The sequence below is a fragment of the Phenylobacterium sp. genome (assembly GCF_030654915.1).
Lineage (GTDB): Bacteria > Pseudomonadota > Alphaproteobacteria > Caulobacterales > Caulobacteraceae > Phenylobacterium.
On the sequence record NZ_JAURWM010000148.1, the window covers coordinates 1 to 13,598 of the forward strand.

16 protein-coding genes are annotated in these 13,598 nt (G+C 68.7%); 6 read left to right on the forward strand and 10 right to left on the reverse strand.

What is annotated here, in order from left to right:
• A partial coding sequence (locus tag Q7T84_RS07710; RefSeq protein WP_304807407.1) for a prolyl oligopeptidase family protein occupies window positions 1–1,754 on the reverse strand: 1,754 nt, incomplete at its 3' end.
• Window positions 1,755–1,837: 83 nt separating this feature from the next.
• Here Q7T84_RS07710 and dapF point away from each other — a divergent pair.
• Both dapF and mtaB read left to right on the forward strand, forming a co-directional pair.
• Window positions 1,838–2,665, forward strand: a complete 828-nt coding sequence (dapF, locus tag Q7T84_RS07715) for a diaminopimelate epimerase (protein WP_304807409.1) — start codon at window positions 1,838–1,840, stop codon at window positions 2,663–2,665.
• A complete protein-coding gene (gene mtaB, locus Q7T84_RS07720; protein ID WP_304807411.1) occupies window positions 2,662–3,930 on the forward strand; it encodes a tRNA (N(6)-L-threonylcarbamoyladenosine(37)-C(2))-methylthiotransferase MtaB in 1,269 nt (422 codons plus the stop codon). Before dapF ends, mtaB begins: the two co-directional genes overlap by 4 nt.
• Before the next feature lie 181 nt (window positions 3,931–4,111).
• On the opposite strand, the gene Q7T84_RS07725 is transcribed toward mtaB, so the two are convergent.
• On the reverse strand, window positions 4,112–4,750 hold the full coding sequence (locus Q7T84_RS07725; protein WP_304807413.1) for a trimeric intracellular cation channel family protein: 639 nt from the start codon (window positions 4,748–4,750) through the stop codon (window positions 4,112–4,114).
• 47 nt (window positions 4,751–4,797) lie between these two features.
• Between Q7T84_RS07725 and ftsY the strand changes: the two genes are divergently transcribed.
• The 3 genes from ftsY (at window position 4,798) to Q7T84_RS07740 (ending at window position 7,032) form a co-directional block, all read left to right on the forward strand.
• On the forward strand, window positions 4,798–5,733 hold the full coding sequence (gene ftsY / locus Q7T84_RS07730; protein WP_304807416.1) for a signal recognition particle-docking protein FtsY: 936 nt from the start codon (window positions 4,798–4,800) through the stop codon (window positions 5,731–5,733).
• Window positions 5,730–6,338, forward strand: a complete 609-nt coding sequence (locus Q7T84_RS07735; protein WP_304807418.1) for an inner membrane-spanning protein YciB — start codon at window positions 5,730–5,732, stop codon at window positions 6,336–6,338. The genes ftsY and Q7T84_RS07735 overlap by 4 nt, the downstream gene beginning before the upstream one ends.
• Window positions 6,339–6,444: 106 nt before the next feature.
• The gene (locus Q7T84_RS07740; protein WP_304807420.1) at window positions 6,445–7,032 is read left to right on the forward strand and encodes a MarR family winged helix-turn-helix transcriptional regulator; all 588 of its coding nucleotides are present in this window, start codon (window positions 6,445–6,447) and stop codon (window positions 7,030–7,032) included.
• Between the two features lie 140 nt (window positions 7,033–7,172).
• On the opposite strand, the gene Q7T84_RS07745 is transcribed toward Q7T84_RS07740, so the two are convergent.
• From Q7T84_RS07745 to ccmA, 8 genes are all read right to left on the reverse strand, one after another.
• Window positions 7,173–7,442, reverse strand: coding sequence for a hypothetical protein (locus Q7T84_RS07745; protein WP_304807422.1), 270 nt, complete (start codon window positions 7,440–7,442; stop codon window positions 7,173–7,175).
• A 154-nt stretch (window positions 7,443–7,596) separates the two neighbouring features.
• Window positions 7,597–8,115 (reverse strand): DsbE family thiol:disulfide interchange protein, encoded by a 519-nt coding sequence (locus Q7T84_RS07750; protein ID WP_304807424.1) that lies wholly within the window; start codon window positions 8,113–8,115, stop codon window positions 7,597–7,599.
• Window positions 8,112–8,258 (reverse strand): heme exporter protein CcmD, encoded by a 147-nt coding sequence (ccmD, locus tag Q7T84_RS07755; protein ID WP_304807426.1) that lies wholly within the window; start codon window positions 8,256–8,258, stop codon window positions 8,112–8,114. The genes Q7T84_RS07750 and ccmD overlap by 4 nt, the downstream gene beginning before the upstream one ends.
• 4 nt (window positions 8,259–8,262) lie before the next feature.
• The gene (gene ccmC, locus Q7T84_RS07760; protein WP_370653628.1) at window positions 8,263–8,991 is read right to left on the reverse strand and encodes a heme ABC transporter permease CcmC; all 729 of its coding nucleotides are present in this window, start codon (window positions 8,989–8,991) and stop codon (window positions 8,263–8,265) included.
• Window positions 8,992–9,000: 9 nt separating this feature from the next.
• Complete coding sequence (locus tag Q7T84_RS07765; protein ID WP_304807430.1) at window positions 9,001–9,567, reverse strand: hypothetical protein; 567 nt, start codon at window positions 9,565–9,567, stop codon at window positions 9,001–9,003.
• 18 nt (window positions 9,568–9,585) lie between these two features.
• Window positions 9,586–10,113, reverse strand: a complete 528-nt coding sequence (locus Q7T84_RS07770) for a Spy/CpxP family protein refolding chaperone (protein WP_304807432.1) — start codon at window positions 10,111–10,113, stop codon at window positions 9,586–9,588.
• A 145-nt stretch (window positions 10,114–10,258) separates the two neighbouring features.
• Window positions 10,259–10,924, reverse strand: a complete 666-nt coding sequence (ccmB, locus tag Q7T84_RS07775) for a heme exporter protein CcmB (protein ID WP_304807434.1) — start codon at window positions 10,922–10,924, stop codon at window positions 10,259–10,261.
• Window positions 10,921–11,553 (reverse strand): heme ABC exporter ATP-binding protein CcmA, encoded by a 633-nt coding sequence (gene ccmA / locus Q7T84_RS07780; protein WP_304807436.1) that lies wholly within the window; start codon window positions 11,551–11,553, stop codon window positions 10,921–10,923. Before ccmA ends, ccmB begins: the two co-directional genes overlap by 4 nt.
• A 177-nt stretch (window positions 11,554–11,730) precedes the next feature.
• Here ccmA and acnA point away from each other — a divergent pair.
• The coding region (gene acnA, locus Q7T84_RS07785) for an aconitate hydratase AcnA (protein WP_304807438.1) at window positions 11,731–13,598 on the forward strand (1,868 nt) is incomplete at its 3' end.

The window sequence follows — 13,598 nt, forward strand, 5'->3', positions numbered from 1 at the left end:
CCGGCCGAGAGCTTGTGGTAGCGCAGCATGTCCACCAGCGGGCTCTCGACCACCACGGCGTTCCAAAGTTCCGGATGCTGGGTCATCGAGACGGTGGTCAGCACCCCGCCGTTCGAGCGGCCGTAGATGCCGAGCCGGCGCGGAGAGGTGATCTTGCGGGCTTCCAGGTCGCGGGCCACGGCGGCGAAATCGTCGAAGGCGAGCTGGCGTTTTTCACGTAGCACCGACTGGTGCCACGTCGGGCCGAACTCGCCGCCGCCGCGGATATTGGCGATCACATAGGCGCCGCCGCGTTCCAGCCACAGCTTGCCCATCTCCGGGATGTAGACCGGCGGCTTGGCGACCTCGAAACCGCCATAGCCATACATGATGGTGGGCGTCGAGCCGTCCAGCTTGGCGGCCTTCGGGCGCACCACGAAATAGGGGATCTTGGTTCCGTCCGACGAGGTCGCCCAATACTGGTCGACGCGGTCGCGCGAGGCGTCGAAGCGGGGCGGCAGGGCCTTGACCAGCTCGGCCTTGCCGGTGGCGCCGTCGGCCAGCCACAGGCTGTTTGGCGTCAGGAAGCTCTCGGCGGCGACGAACAGCTGGTCGTCCTGGCTCGAGGTGGAGCGGATGGTGAGGGTGGCGTCCTTGGGCAGGGCCAGGCGGCGCGCCGTCCATTTGCCGCTGGCGAAGTCATGGACGTCCACCGCGCCCTTCACGTCGTCCAGCAGTTCGACGGCCAGCAGGTTCTTGGTGTCGGCGACGTTCTGGATCGCCTGGCGCGGGCCGGGCTGGAAGATCAGCACCGGCTTGGCGTCCAAGGCCTTCGGATCATAGGCGATCAGGGCGCCGGCGCTAAAGCCCTTCCAGGCCTCCTGCAGGGTGAAGACCATGCGGCCGTCGACATAGGCCTGGTACTCGGCCTTCCGGGGTAGGGCGATGGGGGTCAGCTTGCCGCCGGCATAGAGGCTGTATTCGGACTCAAAAAAGGTGACGCCGCGCTGGACGAGGACGCCGTCGACCTTGCCGTCGCCGCGCAGCACAGAGGCGGTGGCCGAGACGTCGGACTTCTGGCCCCGGAAGATTTCCAGCGGCGCGCCGCTGCGGCCGACGATCTTGACCACATAGGCATAGCCCGAGGCGGTGACCTCGCCGGGCGTCCATTCGCGCCAGGCGACCAGGCTGTCGGAGTCGATCCAGGTCGCGCCCTGCTTGCCTTCGGCCGAGTAGAAGCCGCCCTCGACGAAGCGCTTGGTCAGCGTGTCGAACTCGCGCAGTTCGACGGCGTCGCCGCCGCCGTTGGACAGCTGGACCAGGCAGGTGGTTTCCGCCGGCTTCAGGCAGGTCGCGCCCTTCCAGAACCAGTTGCGCTTTTCGCCGGCCGCCAGCTTGTCGACGTCGAGCACCACGTCCCAGGCGGGCGCCGCCGTCCGGAACGAGGCCTGCGACGTATGGCGCCAGACGCCGTGGGTGTGGGTCGCGTCCTGCCAGAAGTTGTCGACGCCGCCGGCCCGGAAGGTCGGCTGCGGAATCCGGTCGGTGGCGGTGAAGATCGCGCGGCCGGCCTTGAGGAATTGATCGTAGCGGGCGTCGCCCTCCAGACGCTTGGCGGTCCTGGCGTTCTGGGCCTCGACCCAGGCCATGGCGCGGGGGGAATCGATGTCCTCCAGCCAGATGAACGGGTCGGCGGGCGCCGGGCTGGGAGCCTGCGCGCCGGCGTTGGAGGCGGTGAGAAGGGCGCCTGCCAGCGCCGCGGAAAGTAGTTTCATGAGGCCCTGGATAAATCGCCTGGGCCAGATCTGTCTCGTCAAAGGTGATCGTGCGTCAATTCTCCCCTATATAGCCCCGCACCATGAGCCGTCCGTTTCTGAAGATGAACGGGCTCGGCAACGACTTTGTCGTGGTCGAGGCCCGATCCGCGCCCTTCGCGCCGACGCCTGAAGAGGTGCGCGCGATCGCCGATCGCCAGGGCGGGATCGGCTGCGACCAGCTTGTCTCGATCGAACCCTCGGCCGCCGCCGACGCCAAGGTGCGGTTCTGGAACGCCGACGGCGACGAGGTCGGGGCCTGTGGCAACGCCTCGCGCTGCGTCGGCTGGCTGCTGATGGAGGCGTCCGGCGCCGACCAGGCGGTGATGGAAACTCGCGGCGGTCTGCTGACCGCCAGCCGGGCCGGCGACAAGATCGTCAGCGTCGACATGGGCGAGCCCGGCCTCGATTGGCGCCAGATCCCGCTGGAAGAAGAGATGGACACCCGAGGCGTCGAGCTTCAGGTCGGCCCCATCGACAATCCGATCCTGCACACGCCGGGCTGCGTCTCGATGGGCAACCCGCACGTGGTGTTCTTCGTGCCTGACGCCGAGACAGCGCCGGTGCGCGAGGTCGGCCCGATGATCGAGCATCACCGTCTATTCCCTGAAGGCGTCAATGTCGGCTTCGCCCAGATCGTGGCGCGCGACCATATCCGCCTGAAGGTCTGGGAACGCGGGGCGGGCCTGACCAAGGCCTGCGGCACCGGCGCCTGCGCGGCCCTGGTGGCGGCCTATCGGCGCGGTCTGGTCGATCGCAAGGCCACCCTCGAACTCGACGGCGGAGAGCTGGTCATCGAGTGGCGCGAGAGCGACGGCCACGTGATCATGACCGGCCCGGCCCAGGTCGACTTCACCGGCATGCTGCCATGAAGCCCGACGTCGACATCGTCACCTTCGGCTGCCGCCTCAACGCCTATGAGAGCGAGGTCATCCGCGCGCGCGCCGCCGAGGACGGGCTGTCCAACGCCATCGTCTTCAACACCTGCGCGGTGACTAACGAGGCCGTGCGCCAGGCGCGTCAGGCGATCCGCAAGGCGCGGCGGGAAAACCCCGACGCCAAGCTGATCGTCACCGGCTGCGCCGCCCAGATCGACCCCGCCGCCTTCGCCGCCATGTCCGAGGTCGACCTGGTGTTGGGCAACGCCGAGAAGTCCCAGGCCGGGGCCTATGCCGAGACCGCGCCCGAAGGCCGCGTGCGGGTCAACGACATCATGAGCGTGCGGGAAACCGCCGGCCACCTGATCGACGGGCTGAAGGATCGCGCCCGGGCCTATGTCGAGGTCCAGAACGGCTGCGACCATCGCTGCACCTTCTGCATCATCCCATACGGCCGCGGGAACTCGCGCTCGGCGGCGGCCGGCGAGGTGGTGGAGCAGGTCCGCAAGCTGGCCGCCCAGGGCTATCTGGAAGTGGTGCTGACCGGCGTCGACATCACTAGCTGGGGCTCGGATCTGCCGGGCCAGCCGACGCTGGGCCAGCTGGTGGCCCGCATCCTGAAGCTGGTTCCCGACCTGCCCCGCCTGCGTCTGTCGTCCATTGACGCCGCCGAGATCGACCCGGACCTGATGCGCTGCCTGGAGCAGGACAGCCGGCTGATGCCCTACCTACACCTGTCGCTGCAGGCCGGTGACGACATGATCCTCAAGCGGATGAAGCGCCGGCACCTGCGCTCGGACGCCTTGAAGCTGATCGCCGACGTGCGCGCCGTGCGGCCCGACACCGCCTTCGGCGCCGACCTGATCGCCGGCTTCCCGACCGAGACCGAGGAGATGTTCGAGAACACCCTTCGCCTGGTCGAGGAGGCGCAGCTCTCGTTCCTGCACGTCTTCCCGTTCAGCCCGCGCCCCGGCACGCCGGCCGCGCGGATGCCGCAGTTGCAGCGCCCGGTGATCAAGGAGCGCGCCGCGCGCCTGCGGGCCGCCGGCGACGCGGCGTTGGCGCGCCATCTGGAGCGTCAGGTCGGCCGGACGATCACCGGCCTGGTGGAGCGCGCGGGCGTCGCCCGGGCCGAGGACTTCACCGAGATCGTCTTCACCGGCGAGGCGGCGGTCGGCTCGATCGTTCCCCTGCGGATCACCGGCCACGATGGTCACAAGGCGGTGGCGGAAACCATTGTGCTTGAGGCGGCCGAGTAGGCTCGCGCCAACGGCGATCGACATTCGGCCGAATGGGCCGCTTTTTTCTCCGCTCATCCCGGCGAAAGCCGGGACCCAAGCCGTGTCAGCGCTTGTATCCAGACGAGGCGATGGGCTGAGAGTCCGTTTGGGTCCCGGCTGTCGCCGGGATGAGCGGATTTGTTCTGAAACAGCCGTGGCCCTAGCGGCCGCCGCTCCGGTCCCCGCCCCGCCCCGGGAAGGGCGGCAGCATCCAGCCCCAGAAGATAGCCGCGGCGCGCACCAGGAAGGCTGCGACGAAACCGCCCATGCCCGCGGAGAAGTCCGACAAACCGATGGCCTCCAGCACCACGAAGACGCTCGCCCCGACCAGGGCGCAGCTCACATAGAGCTCGCGCCGCAGCAGCACTGACGGCTCATCGGCCAGGACATCGCGGATGATGCCGCCGAAGCAGGCGGTCAGCACGCCCATGATGATGGCCGAGATCGGCGGGGCGCCCAGCGCGCTGGCCTTGGCCGCGCCGACCACGCTGTAGGCGGCCATACCCAGGGCGTCGAGCCACAGCAGCACCTTCAGCCGCGCCTGGCCGGTGCCGAACACCCAGACCGCCACCGCCGCCAGCATGCAGGCGATCAGGTAGTCGGGCCGGTTGACCCAGAACACCGGGGCGTCCAGCAGCAGGTCGCGCATGGTCCCGCCGCCGACCCCGGTCACGGCGGCGAAGAAGCCGAAGGTGACGATGTCGTGCTTGCGCTGGGCGGCGGCCATGGCGCCGGTCGCGGCGAAGACGGCGACCGCCGCGTAGTCCAGCCAGATGAATACCGAGGCGAGAGCGTCCATGCTTCGATCCTCTATCGCGCAACCGATTGACGAGCTAGAAGCGGCTCATGACCCAACCAAAAAAGGGCTGGTTCCAGCGCCTGACCGACGGCCTTTCGCGCTCGTCGAAGCAGATGACGGAACAGGTGGTCTCCACCTTCACCAAGCAGCCGCTGGACCAGGCCAAGCTCGACGAGCTGGAAGAGATGCTGATCGAGGCCGATCTCGGCCCGCATTCGGCTGCGCGCATCACCCAGCGCTTCTCCGACGAGAAGTTCGGCAAGAGCGTCGACGAGAACGAGATCAAGGAAGCCCTGGCCGAGGCCATCGGCGCCGAGTTGGAGAGCCGGGAAGGCCACTTCGACCCGCTGTCGGGGGCCAAGCCCTACGTCGTCCTGTTCATCGGGGTGAACGGCTCGGGCAAGACCACGACCCTGGGCAAGATCGCCGCCGACCTTACGGGTCGCGGCGCCAAGGTGCTGATCGTCGCCGGCGACACCTTCCGCGCCGCCGCCGTCGAGCAGCTGAAGGTCTGGGCCGACCGCGCCCGCGCCGACTTCATGTCCCGGCCGACCGGATCGGACGCCGCGGGCCTGGCCTTCGACGCCATCGAGAAGGCCAAGGCCGAGAATTACGACGTCGTGCTGATCGACACCGCCGGCCGCCTGCAGAACAAGCAGGGCCTGATGGACGAGCTCCTGAAGGTCATCCGTGTGGTCAAGAAGATCGACGCCGACGCGCCGCACGAAACCCTGCTGGTGCTGGACGCCACGGTGGGGCGCAATGCGCTGGCCCAGGAAAACATCTTCGGCAACCAGATCGGCGTGACCGGCATCGTCATGACCAAGCTGGACGGCACCGCGCGCGGCGGGGTGCTGGTGCCTGTGGCCCAGGCCTCGGACAGCCCCATCAAATTGATCGGCGTGGGTGAAGGGATCGAGGACCTTCAACCCTTCAAGGCGCGCGCCTTCGCCCGTTCCCTCGTCGGCCTGGAAGACTCATGACGCTATCGCCCACCGCACGGAAATGGGTGCGGGCCGTCGTTGATTTCGGCGGCCTCGCGGCCTTCCTCGTCGCCTTCTTCTATCTGAAGTCGACCGGCATGCCGCAGCAGCAGGCCCTGGTCCAGGCGACCTGGGCCCTGGTCGCCGGCTCGGCGGTCGGCCTGGCCATCGGCTTCATCGTCGAGCGCCGGATCGCGCCGTTCCCGTTGATTGGCGGGCTCGCGGCTCTGTTCTTCGGCGGCCTGACCCTCATTTTCCATGATCCGCGCCTGCTGAAGATCAAGCCGACGGTGATGAACACCGCCTTTGGCGTGATCCTGTTGGGCGGGCTGGCGATGCGTAAGAACCCGCTGAAGCTGCTGATGGGCGAGGCGATGCAGATGCCCGATGAGGGCTGGCGCAAGCTCACCCTCAACTACGGTCTGTTCTTCCTGGCCCTGGCGGTCCTGAACGAGATCGTCTGGCGCACCCAGTCGGAATCCACCTGGGTGCTGTTCCGCTTCCCGGGACTGCTGGTCCTGTCGGTCGTGTTCTCCTTCGCCCAGGTGCCGCTGATGATGAAGTACGCCAAGACTGACGAACCGCCGCCGCCGCACGTCGAGTAGTTGCCGCGCGCCCCTAGCGCTTGCGCCGCCCACTGACCATCTGTCGTCAAACCGACACCATGGCCCGGTAGGTTTCCGGGCAAGTCGACAGGCGGGGGTTCAGCCGATGGCCAAGACCAAGTCGCAGGACAAGTCGCGCAAGGGGCTTCCGGCGCTCGACAAGTCGCCCAGCCATCTGCTTCATCGGGCCTTGCAGCTCGCGCTCGACATCTATGTCGACGAGCTTGGCGCCGGCGGGATCACCCAACGCCAATTCGCGGTGCTCAGCGCCGTCGAGGCCGATGAGGGCCTGACCCAGACCGACCTCGTCAAGATCACCGGCATCGACCGCTCCACCTTGGCCGATATGGCCGCGCGGATGATCGCCAAGGGCCTGCTCGAACGCGAACGCTCGGCCTCCGACGCCCGCGCCAACGCCGTGCGCCTGACCCTGGCTGGGCGCGAGACGCTGGATGAGGCCCGCCCCAAGATGGCGGCCGCCGACGCCCGGTTGATGCGTCTGTTGTCGGCCACCAAGCGCGAGGCCCTGGTCAGCAGCCTACGCGACCTGATCCACGCCGGTGAGCACACGGGCGCGACGGTCCAGGCGCTTCCGAAGCCTGAGAAAGCGCCCAAGGCTGAAAAAGCCAAGAAGCCCGGCAAGGCGGCCAAGGCCGATAAGCCGAAAAAGAAGAAGCTGAAGAAGGCCGCCTAGGGCGCCTTCGCCCCCTCCGAGTTCGTCATCACCGGCTTGTCCGGTGATCCATACACACGAACGGCCCCGGCAAATCCCACAAGGCGACGTCTGTGGATGGCCGGGACGAGGCCGGCCATGACGACCATGGGTGTGGGGTTCTAGACCCGGATATCCAGGAACGACCCTGGCCGCAGGATCTTTTCCGGCGGCTCGGCGGGCAGTGAGGACGGCGGCATTCGGTGCACTGCCTTGGCCGTCGCTTGGGGCTGGGCTTGAGCTTGCGTCGCCGCTCGGGGCTGCGCGGCGGCGGCGGCGGGCGCACCGGTGGCTGCGGCGAAGAAGGCGCGTTGCGCCATGCCACGGGCCGGCGCCTGGGCTTGGGCGGCCGGTTGGCTGGTCGGGAAGATCGGCGGACGGATCGTGCTCACGGGCGCGCTTTTATAGTTAACAGGGCCTTGGCGGACCCTGGTGCGCGCCGTCTCAAAAATTAGTTAACGGCGCGATGGTTAACGCGGCCATCTGTTGTGTGGGTTGGGCTGGCGCGCGAATTAACCATGCCGAGCGTGGTTAATTTCGCCTTGGTTAACGCGGGGCCTTGGCCAGCAAGTCCTTGGCGACCTCGGGGGTCAGCGGGCCGGTGTGCTTGGCCAGGACCTTGCCGCCGGCCCCGACCAGATAGGTCTCGGGCACGCCGGTGACGCCCAACTCGATCCCGGCTCGGCCGTCGCGGTCGACCAGGCGTTCGGCGTAGGGATCGCCCAGCCGCCCGATGAAGGCCTTGGTGTTTTCGGGCGCGTCCTTGTAGGCGACGCCGACGATGCGGACGCCCTGTCGCTTCAGGTCCACCAGCACCGGGTGCTCGATCTCGCAGGGGGCGCACCAGGAGGCGAAGATGTTCACCAGCACCGGCGCCGGCGCGGCGGCCTCCAGCAGGCGGACAGGCCGGCCGGTGTCGAGCGTCGGCAGCACCAGGTCGGGAAGCTGCTTGCCGACCAGGGCGTCGGGCTTCACCTGCGGATCGCGCTTCAGGGAGAACAGCCCAAACAGCAAGCCCAGCGCCAGCAGGGCGGCCAGGGGCGCGATCGCAAGCCAGCGGTTCATTTTTTGTCGTCTTTCTCGGCGCGCCGTCGCCAATGGCGCGAACGGGCCAGGGAGAACCAGATCATCGCGATGAAGATCAGGGCGGTGACGCCATAGGCGGGCCAGACGAAGGCCGCGTAGGCGCCGGCGTCGAGATCAAGCATGTGTCTAGCCCCTGGCCGCGCGCAGGGCCGCGGCTTCGGCGCGGCGGCGCCAGACCTGGGCGCGGATGCCCACCAACCACAGCGACCCGAAGGCGGCGGTATAGGCCAGGCCCATCAGCAGCAGCGGCCACAGGAATTCGGAGGTCATGGCCGGGCCGCCCTTGCGGAACACCGAGGCGCCTTGGTGCAGCGTGTTCCACCAATCGACCGAGAACTTGACGATCGGCAGGTTCACCGCGCCCACCAGGGCCAGGATCGCGCCGGCGCGGGCGGCCTTCAGCTCGTCGTCGAGCGAGGCTCGCAGCGCCATATAGGCCAGGTAGAACAGCAGCAGCACCAGCACCGAGGTCATGCGCGCGTCCCAAACCCACCATGCGCCCCACATCGGACGTCCCCAGAGGGAGCCGGTGACGAGGGCCAGGAAGGTGAAGGCCGCGCCCATCGGGGCGGCGGCCTTGGCCGCGGCGTCCGCCAGGGCGTGGCGGAAGACCAGGGACAGGAAACTGGCGCCGGCCAGGCAGACATAGACGAACATGCTCATCCAGGCGGCCGGCACGTGGATGAACATGATCCGGACGGTGTCGCCCTGCTGATAGTCTTCGGGCGCCGTGAAGCCGAGCCAGAGGCCGGCCAGGGCCAGGATCAGCGCGATGGCGCCGAACATCGGCGCGCCCCAGCGCGAAAAGGCCATGAACCGCTCAGGATTCGACAGGAAGGCCGGCGCCGGGATCATCCGTGCGGATTAGCCCCCGGAGCGCCGCGCTGCAAGAAGAGCCTCGCCGCGCGGCGACAGGCGATAGCCGATCTCCAGGCTTTGCGTCAGGCCAAGGGCCTTGAGTTTGCGCACGTTCGTCTTGAACGGAGGGGTCTCGCGGCCTTGGAGAGCGGCGAGGTCGGGCGCGCGCACGCTGGGATGGGCGGCGATCAGATCGAGGGTGGAGGTGGTCCAGGGCGTCCTGGCGTCGAGCTTGGCCAGTGCGATTTCCACGGCCGCGAGCCCGGCCGCCGAGGTGTCGAGGGCCAGAGCCTTGCGGGGATCTTCGGCCGTTAGCCGAAAGCTGATCCGGTAGAGCGGAGCCTGGCCGGAGAGATCGGCCAGCAGGGCCTCAAGCGAAGCGTATCCCGCGCGCTTTGCCTGGATCGCATCAAGGGTTTCGAGCGCGGCGATCTCGACGGCGTCGATGCTCAGCACCCCGACCGGCGTGGTCAGGGTTCCACCGCCGCGGACGGTGGGCTTGCGCCACCTGCGGAAGGCCAGGGTGACCTGGCCCTCCGCGATGGCGTTCAGGACGGGCGCCTTGAACAGCATCGCCCGTCCATATCACGATCAGCCTCGGCCGCCGCCCATCGGACCATGGCCGCGACCGCCCATGCCGCGATGATCGCCGCCCTTCATGCCGCCGCGCGGGCCCATGGCGTCGAACGCCTTCTGCTGGCTGGGGGAAAGCTGGGCGTAGAACGTCTTGGTGGCCGCGGCGTGCCGGTCGAAGCGGGCCGTGCGTTCCACGAGGCGCGCGCGCTGGGCGTCGAGGCGCTGAGGCGTGGTCATGGCGGCGAACTGTTCGCGCCCGCCGCGCCCGCGTTCAGCCATGCCGGCCGGCCGCTTGTGGGACGCCAGGAACGCCTTCAGGGCCGGCTCCTGTTCGGGGCGCAGTTGCAGGACGTCGCGCAGGCGCTCGGCGCGCTTGGCGGCCATGGCTTCCGGGTCCCTATGGACGCGCGGTCCGCCGGGGTGCCCAACGTGCGCCGCGCCCTGGGCGGGCGGTGGTGGTTGCTGGGCCAGGCTGGTCCCGGCGAAGCCGCCGGCCAGGAGGACGCCGCCGAGCGCCAGCGGCGCCAATCGGGTCAATTTCATCGTTTCGAACTCCAGTATTCACATCCCTCACGAGCTTGAACGAGGGGCGTGCGTGGAATCCGTCGCGACCTGGGTGGTTTAGTTTTTCCCGACCCGGTTCGTGCGGCGGCCATTCCTCTCCCTCGGGAGAGGAGATCAGCGCGAACTAGCTCAGCGCGTTGCGGCAGGCGGCGGCCATGGCGATGGGGCCGAGCGCCACGGCGGCGGCGGCGTAGGCCGCCAGCAGGGCGAACCCGGCTCTCCACGGCAAGCCGTTGGAGAAGGCGTCCAGCGCCCCGCCGCCGAAGATCACCGGCGGCACGAACAGCGGCAGCACGATCACCGCGGTCAGCAGGCCGCCGCGCCGGGCGCCCAGGCTGAGCGCCGCGCCGATCCCGCCGACAAAGGCGAAGGCGAGGCCTCCCATCAGGGCGCAGACGAAGATCAGCGGGGCCAGCGAGGGCTGGGCGCCCAGCGCGATGGCGGCCAAGGGGGCGGCGAGCGCCAGCGGCGCGGCGGTGGCGACCCATTGGCCCAGGCACTTGATCGCGCAGACCAACTCCAGCGGCACGGGCGAGAGGGTGATCAGGTCCAGGGCGCCGTCCTCGTAGTCGCGCTCGAACAGGCGGTCGAGGGAGAGCAGGGCCGACAGCGCCAGCGCCACCCAGGCCGCGCCGGGGGCGATGGCCGCCAGGCGCGCCGGCTCTGGCCCCGTCGCCAGCGGCAGCAGGGTGGCGACGCCGGCGTAGAAGGCCACCGACACCAGCGGTCCGCCGCCCCGGCCCCAGGCCAGGGTGACTTCGCGCGACAACAGCGCCATGGCGCGGCTCATTCGCCGCGTTCCTGGAAGGCGTCCTCGGGGGCGGCGATCTCCAGCGGCCGGGCCGGGATCGGCAGGGGGTCGTGGACGGCGGCGACAATCATCCCGCCGCCCGCCAGATGTTGGTTCATCATCTCGCCGAACCGCACGCGCCAGCCGGCGTCCAGCGGGCTCAGCGGTTCGTCGAGCAGCCACAGCGAGCGCGGCGAGGCGAGCAGCCGCGCCAGGGACAGCCGCCGCCGCTGGCCGGCCGACAGGCGGCGGACCTCCAGGTCCAGCAGCCGCGTCAGGTCGAGCGCGGCGGCCGCGTCGCGCGCGGCGTGCTTGGTTCCGCCGGCCCAGCGGGTCCAGAAGGCCAGTTCTTCCCAGGCGGTGCGCGCGGGCTTCTGGCCGTCCTGGTGCCCGGCCAGATGGATGTGGTCGGCGCGGGCGTCGCTGGGGTCGATTTCGCCGAAACCGATGCGTCCGGCCTCCGGCTCGACCAGGCCCGCGATGGCCCGCAGCAGCGTGGTTTTGCCCGCGCCGTTGCGGCCGACCAGGGCCGCGGCCTCGCCCGCCTGGAGGCGCAGGTTCAGCCCGGAAAACAGCAATCGTCCCCCCCGGCGCACGGCCAAGTCATCAATGTTGAGCGTCGCGATCACGCGCGCGCCTCTCGCACTGCATGGACGGGTAACAAACTAGGGGTTATGACGCGCGCGGCCGTCGCCACCTTGGGGGGCGTACGCGGCGCAGGGGCGAACGCTGTGTGTCCGCCTCGAAAAGCGCGCGATCCCCGAAGTGGTTCAAGAGCGGCCGCGAACAGAGGAAGGATCCCTGATATGGCGTCTAACGACAGCCTGAAGACCCGCCGCGAACTTACGGTGGGCGATAAGACCTACGTCTACTACAGCCTTCGCGCCGCCGAGGAAGCCGGTCTTTCGAACGTGGCCCGTCTGCCCGTCTCGATGAAGGTGCTTCTCGAGAACCTGTTGCGTAACGAAGACGGCTCCACCGTCGGCCCCGACGATCTGAAGGCGCTGGCCGCCTGGATCGACAACAAGGGCTCGGTCGAGCACGAAATCAGCTTCCGTCCGGCCCGCGTCCTGATGCAGGACTTCACCGGCGTTCCCGCCGTCGTCGACCTGGCCGCCATGCGCGACGCCATGACCAGCCTCGGCGCCGATCCGGAAAAGATTAACCCGCTGAACCCTGTCGACTTGGTCATCGACCACTCGGTCATGGTCGACCACTTCGGCACCTCCAAGGCCTTCGGCGAGAACGTCGAGCGCGAGTACGAGCGCAACATCGAGCGTTACCGCTTCCTGCGCTGGGGCTCCTCGGCCTTCAACAACTTCCGCGTCGTGCCGCCCGGCACCGGCATCTGCCACCAGGTGAACCTGGAGTACCTCGCCCAGACCGTCTGGCTGAACGAGGAAGCCGGCGAGACGATCGCCTATCCGGACACCGTCGTCGGCACCGACAGCCACACCACCATGATCAACGGCCTGGCCGTTCTGGGCTGGGGCGTCGGCGGCATCGAGGCTGAAGCGGCCATGCTCGGCCAGCCGATCCCGATGCTGATCCCTGAAGTCATCGGCTTCCGCCTGTCGGGCGCGATGCCGGACGGCGCGACCGCCACCGACCTGGTGCTCACCGTCACCCAGATGCTCCGCAAGAAGGGCGTCGTCGGCAAGTTCGTCGAGTTCTACGGCCCCGGCCTCGCCGGCCTGACCCTGGAAGACCAGGCGACCATCGCCAACATGGCCCCGGAATACGGCGCCACCTGCGGCTTCTTCCCGGTGACCAAGGCCACCATCGACTATCTGCGCGCCACCGGCCGTGAGGCCCACCGCGCCGACCTGGTCGAAGCCTACGCCAAGGAACAGGGCATGTGGGTCGAGGCCGGTGATCCGGACCCCGTCTTCACCGACACCCTGGAACTCGACCTCGGCTCCGTCCTGCCCTCGCTGGCCGGCCCGAAGCGTCCGCAGGACCGCGTGCTGCTCTCCGACGCCGCCGCCGAGTTCAAGTCGGCCCTGGCCAAGGACTTCGGCAAGCCGGAAGGCGAAGCCCGCGTGCCCGTCGTCGGTGAAAAGTTCGACGTCGGCCACGGCGACGTGGTGATCGCCGCGATCACCTCCTGCACCAACACCTCCAACCCCTCGGTGCTGATCGCCGCGGGCCTGGTCGCCAAGAAGGCGATCGAAAAAGGCCTGAAGGTGAAGCCGTGGGTGAAGACCTCGCTGGCCCCCGGCAGCCAAGTCGTCACCGACTACCTGAAGGCCGCCGGCCTGACGAAGTCGCTGGACGCCCTGGGCTTCAACCTGGTCGGCTACGGCTGCACCACCTGTATCGGCAATTCCGGCCCGCTGCCGGAAGCCATTTCCGACGCGGTGAACCAGGGCGACCTGGTGGCCTGCTCGGTGCTTTCGGGCAACCGGAACTTCGAAGGCCGCGTGAACCAGGACGTGCGCGCCAACTATCTGGCCTCGCCGCCGCTGGTCGTCGCCTACGCCCTGGCCGGTTCGATGAACATCGACCTCGCCACCGAGTCGCTCGGCGAGGGCAAGGACGGCAATCCGGTGTTCCTGAAGGACATCTGGCCGACCTCGGAAGAAATCGCCGTGCTGCAACGCAAGCACGTCACCCAGAAGATGTTCGCCACCCGCTACGCCGACGTCTTCAAGGGCGACAAGAACTGGCAGGG

Coding starts and splice junctions, on each gene's coding strand:
- dapF (WP_304807409.1), top strand. CDS start 1,838: ATGAGCCGTCCGTTTCTGAAGATGAACGGGCTCGGCAACGACTTTGTC.
- Q7T84_RS07725 (WP_304807413.1), bottom strand. CDS start 4,750: ATGGACGCTCTCGCCTCGGTATTCATCTGGCTGGACTACGCGGCGGTC.
- Q7T84_RS07765 (WP_304807430.1), bottom strand. CDS start 9,567: ATGCTGTTCAAGGCGCCCGTCCTGAACGCCATCGCGGAGGGCCAGGTC.
- ftsY (WP_304807416.1), top strand. CDS start 4,798: ATGACCCAACCAAAAAAGGGCTGGTTCCAGCGCCTGACCGACGGCCTT.
- mtaB (WP_304807411.1), top strand. CDS start 2,662: ATGAAGCCCGACGTCGACATCGTCACCTTCGGCTGCCGCCTCAACGCC.
- ccmC (WP_370653628.1), bottom strand. CDS start 8,991: ATGATCCCGGCGCCGGCCTTCCTGTCGAATCCTGAGCGGTTCATGGCC.
- ccmB (WP_304807434.1), bottom strand. CDS start 10,924: ATGAGCCGCGCCATGGCGCTGTTGTCGCGCGAAGTCACCCTGGCCTGG.
- Q7T84_RS07770 (WP_304807432.1), bottom strand. CDS start 10,113: ATGAAATTGACCCGATTGGCGCCGCTGGCGCTCGGCGGCGTCCTCCTG.
- Q7T84_RS07735 (WP_304807418.1), top strand. CDS start 5,730: ATGACGCTATCGCCCACCGCACGGAAATGGGTGCGGGCCGTCGTTGAT.
- Q7T84_RS07740 (WP_304807420.1), top strand. CDS start 6,445: ATGGCCAAGACCAAGTCGCAGGACAAGTCGCGCAAGGGGCTTCCGGCG.
- Q7T84_RS07750 (WP_304807424.1), bottom strand. CDS start 8,115: ATGAACCGCTGGCTTGCGATCGCGCCCCTGGCCGCCCTGCTGGCGCTG.
- ccmD (WP_304807426.1), bottom strand. CDS start 8,258: ATGCTTGATCTCGACGCCGGCGCCTACGCGGCCTTCGTCTGGCCCGCC.